3 protein-coding genes and 2 pseudogenes are annotated in these 3527 nt (G+C 42.8%); all 5 read left to right on the top strand.

What is annotated here, in order from left to right; translation table 11 throughout:
* Positions 1-1573, top strand: a 1573-nt coding sequence (locus ACFIME_RS07205) for a phage tail protein (protein WP_375684724.1), incomplete at its 5' end; no start/stop codon positions are given.
* A gap of 5 nt (positions 1574-1578) precedes the next feature.
* Positions 1579-1959 (top strand): phage tail protein, encoded by a 381-nt coding sequence (locus ACFIME_RS07200; protein ID WP_375610709.1) that lies wholly within the window; start codon positions 1579-1581, stop codon positions 1957-1959.
* On the top strand, positions 1956-2180 hold the full coding sequence (locus ACFIME_RS07195; RefSeq protein WP_375684723.1) for a tail protein X: 225 nt from the start codon (positions 1956-1958) through the stop codon (positions 2178-2180). The genes ACFIME_RS07200 and ACFIME_RS07195 overlap by 4 nt, the downstream gene beginning before the upstream one ends.
* Positions 2177-3435 (top strand): annotated as a pseudogene (locus ACFIME_RS07190) (phage late control D family protein). Before ACFIME_RS07195 ends, ACFIME_RS07190 begins: the two are co-directional and overlap by 4 nt.
* Before the next feature lie 15 nt (positions 3436-3450).
* Positions 3451-3527: pseudogene (locus ACFIME_RS07185) on the top strand (phage antirepressor Ant); the annotation flags it as partial.

Below are 3527 nucleotides of genomic sequence, written 5' to 3'. Positions count from 1 at the left end.
GTTTGGGGGCGATGGTAAAGAAATGGCGACCATGCTTGCACAAGGCATGGCACCCATTAAAGAGCTGTTTGCAAAGGCGCGAAAAGGAAAATGGCTGATAGGTGCCGATGTTGCACGCTATGCAGCAGATTTAAGTGACAAGCTTGGTGCCTTTAAGAAAAAAATAGGCGGTATCGCGAGCTTTATTGGCGCGCGTTTCATGCCCGTGATTAATGATATGATTGACGGTTTTTCAAAATTGATTGATGAAAACCGCGACCTCATTCAAACAACCGTTGCGAGCTGGGCAAAAACCTTAAAAAAAGTCCTTAATGATTTGCTTAATCCTACCTCTGATTTAAGAAAAGGCATCAGTGATCTCACAGAGAGGATTAAAGGCTGGTTCCAATGGATGGAGCCGTTGATTGGTGAAATAACCCTCTTTAAGGTAGGACTTGTGGCACTTGGTTCGTTCATTTTTGGTCCACTCATTGCCGCGTTAGCCGCAGCGGGAGCAGCGTTTGTCACACTTGGCTATGCAATCATGACCACACCTATCGGCTGGATACTTGGTGGTATTGCAGCAGTTATTGCACTGTGTAAATACTGGGATGAAATAGATTTCCGGTTGGTTGCATCATTAGCTGTAATTGGTGCAGCGTTTGTTAAGCTTGGTATCATCATGATGTCCTCTCCTATCACTTGGGTAATTGGTGGCATTGTTGCGCTTATTGCTGTTCTATATGTGCTTTACAAATATTGGGACAAAATAAAAAGCTTGTTGGTAGCATCATTAGCTGTAATTGGTACAGCATTCGCCGCGCTTCGCATCGTCATGATGTCTACTCCCATAGGCTGGATAATAGGCGGCATTACAGTGCTTATTGCTACTGGATATCTACTCTACAAAAACTGGAATACCGTAATAAGCTTCTTAGGAAAGCTATGGAATTCTTTTTACAGCTTATGTAGTAACATTTTCAATAACCTCTTTACGCTCTTTAAAAACTTTTCACCACTCTATTGGATAGCAAAAGGAATCAATGAACTCATTAAATGGTTGCTTGGCGTTGATTTAATGGAAGCAGGATCCAATCTGATTAACGGGCTTTGGGACGGCATCAAAAGCCAATGGAATGCTCTATCTGATTGGTTCAGCAACCAGATTAATCAATTAACCAGCTGGATGCCTAATTGGATGAAAGAAAAGCTAGGCTTTAATGTTTCAATCAACAAAACTTCAACCCAGACCATTAAAACCTTTACCGATGAAACCAATGCACGTGCAAAAAAAATGCTGGATACAGTAGTGGTTACAAATACCCCACCTGAAAAACGCAAGAGTGGTTTTAATACAAGTGTCGTTGAAACAGGACAAATGCAGGCTACAAATGCAAAAGTGGGTGCCTTTAAAGCTCCAAAGCCAATTACGGTTCATAAGCCCGTTGAAGTAGACGCCCGTGTGATGATTTCAAATTTAAATATTTCCGTCCCCAATGGTTTAAAGGACGAAATCAGAGACGCAGTCAATCAAGCCCTTGAACGCTATGCCAAACAGCAACGCTTGGCTATAGCCTCTAGCCTTTCGGATTAAACATCATGATGTTAGCTTTGGGTGGTTTTATCTTTTCCATTGAAACGGCTGCCTATCAAACCCTTGACATGTCTTATGGCATTCCATGGGTCGAGCAAGGGCGATTGGGGCGCAAAGCAGCGCTTCAATTGCCTGCCCTTGCAAATGCGGAATTTTCTTTAACTGGTGTGATTTATCCAGATTTCAAAGGTGGTCACAGACAGCTCGAATATTTACGGCAAATAGCGCATATGGGACCTCACATTCTTGTGACTGGTCAAGGCAAAATCTTAGGTAAGTTTGTCATTCTTTCTGTAGAGGAAAAGCAAAGTGTTTTTCATCATAACGGCACCCCCAAAAAACAAGAATTTACGATAAAGTTGAGAGAATATGGTGAAGACCTATGAGTGACCTTTATATGACCAAAGATGGCGATATGGTGGATGCCATTTGCTGGAAATACTATGCCAAAGGTCAACAAGCTCTTGCTGTTGAACGCGTTTATGCAGCAAACTTTGGTCTTGCAGACTATGGACCTATCTTAAAAGCAGGAATCACCATAGTTTTGCCGTCCCTCCCCTATCCGAAAGCCACACCAGTGATCAGAATTTGGGGTAGCAAATCATGAAACCTTTTTGCACAGTGATGGCAAATGGAGAGGACATCACAAAAACTCTTATGGATTATGTTTTGTCGATTGAAATTACCGATGAAGCAGAAAACAAAAGTGATCGTATCACTATAGAGCTTGATGACCGTGCGCGTGACAGTGATAACGGCTTTCTTGATATTCCTCTTATCGGGACAGTTATTTCCATAACACTTGGCTATGAAGGCGGGAAAAATCGCGATATGGGATCCTATCTGATAGACGAAATCTCTGTAAGCAGCCCGCCTCAAAGCCTAAGCGTGACAGGACGCGCCGCCTCTATGAACACATCTTATAGAACACCCAAAAGCCAATCCTATCACCAACAAACCCTTGGCAGTATTGTTCAAGAGATAGCAGAGCGCAATGGCTATACACCAAAAGTTGACCCTGCTCTTGCTAAAATTGTTGTGCGTCACATTGACCAAACTTCTGAAAGCGATATGGCTTTTGCTACGCGCCTTGCAGAAGAGTATGATGCGGTAGCAAAACCCGTTGATGGCAAGCTTGTTTTGGCTAAACGGGGGGAAGGTAAAGCCATCACCGGTGAAACACTCCCTATTGTTGTTATTCATGAGAAACATTGTACCTCTTGGGATTTTAAATACAGCGCACGAGATGAAGCAGGTGCAGCCAATGGCTTAGAAACAGATGTGGGGGACGACCAAAAAGCCGCGGCTGATGCACGAGAACCAGAAGAGATTGATGATGATGAAAACTTTATCCATATGGATGACAANATCAAGAGCAAGAAGAAGAGAAAAAAGGCGGTGTTATTGCAAACTATCACGATATTCGCACTGGTGAAAAAAAAGAAGTCAAGGTTGGTAAAGAGCCTTTTCATGAACTCAAATACACCTACCACAATCAATCAGAAGCTGTTGCGGCCATTGCGGCTTATCGCAATAAATCATCACGCGGTAAGTCTTCTTTCTCATGTGATATTGGTGGTGATCCCTTTGTACAAGCGGAAGCAAAGCTTGTTCAAGAGCCCCCTTTCCGCCCCTATATTCCAGCAGAATGGCGTATCAAAAGTGTTAAGCACAAACTTGATAAAACGGGTGGTTACACCACAAAAATAGAGTGCGAACTTTTTGATAAAGCGCAAGAAGATGCGGCTGGAAACGTTGCAAACACCACACCAGACAAGGACGATACCCTTGATCCAAACGCTCCACCAAACGCATGCGACGAAGGTGAAGGCGTCATCCATATGGATGAAGAAGATAGATAAGTCAAATTAGCAAAAATATCAGAACAAATAATTGGACAGGAAACAGTTCAAACTGTTAACGCTCGCGAATTACACGCATTTTTAGAAGTAAA

The sequence above is a fragment of the Bartonella sp. AP1QHHD genome (assembly GCF_042196265.1).
Taxonomy (GTDB): Bacteria; Pseudomonadota; Alphaproteobacteria; order Rhizobiales; family Rhizobiaceae; genus Bartonella.
Note: the sequence above shows the minus strand (reverse complement) of the source record. Positions and strands in the feature narration are given on the sequence as shown.

Coding starts and splice junctions, on each gene's coding strand:
- ACFIME_RS07200 (WP_375610709.1), top strand. CDS start 1,579: ATGATGTTAGCTTTGGGTGGTTTTATCTTTTCCATTGAAACGGCTGCC.
- ACFIME_RS07195 (WP_375684723.1), top strand. CDS start 1,956: ATGAGTGACCTTTATATGACCAAAGATGGCGATATGGTGGATGCCATT.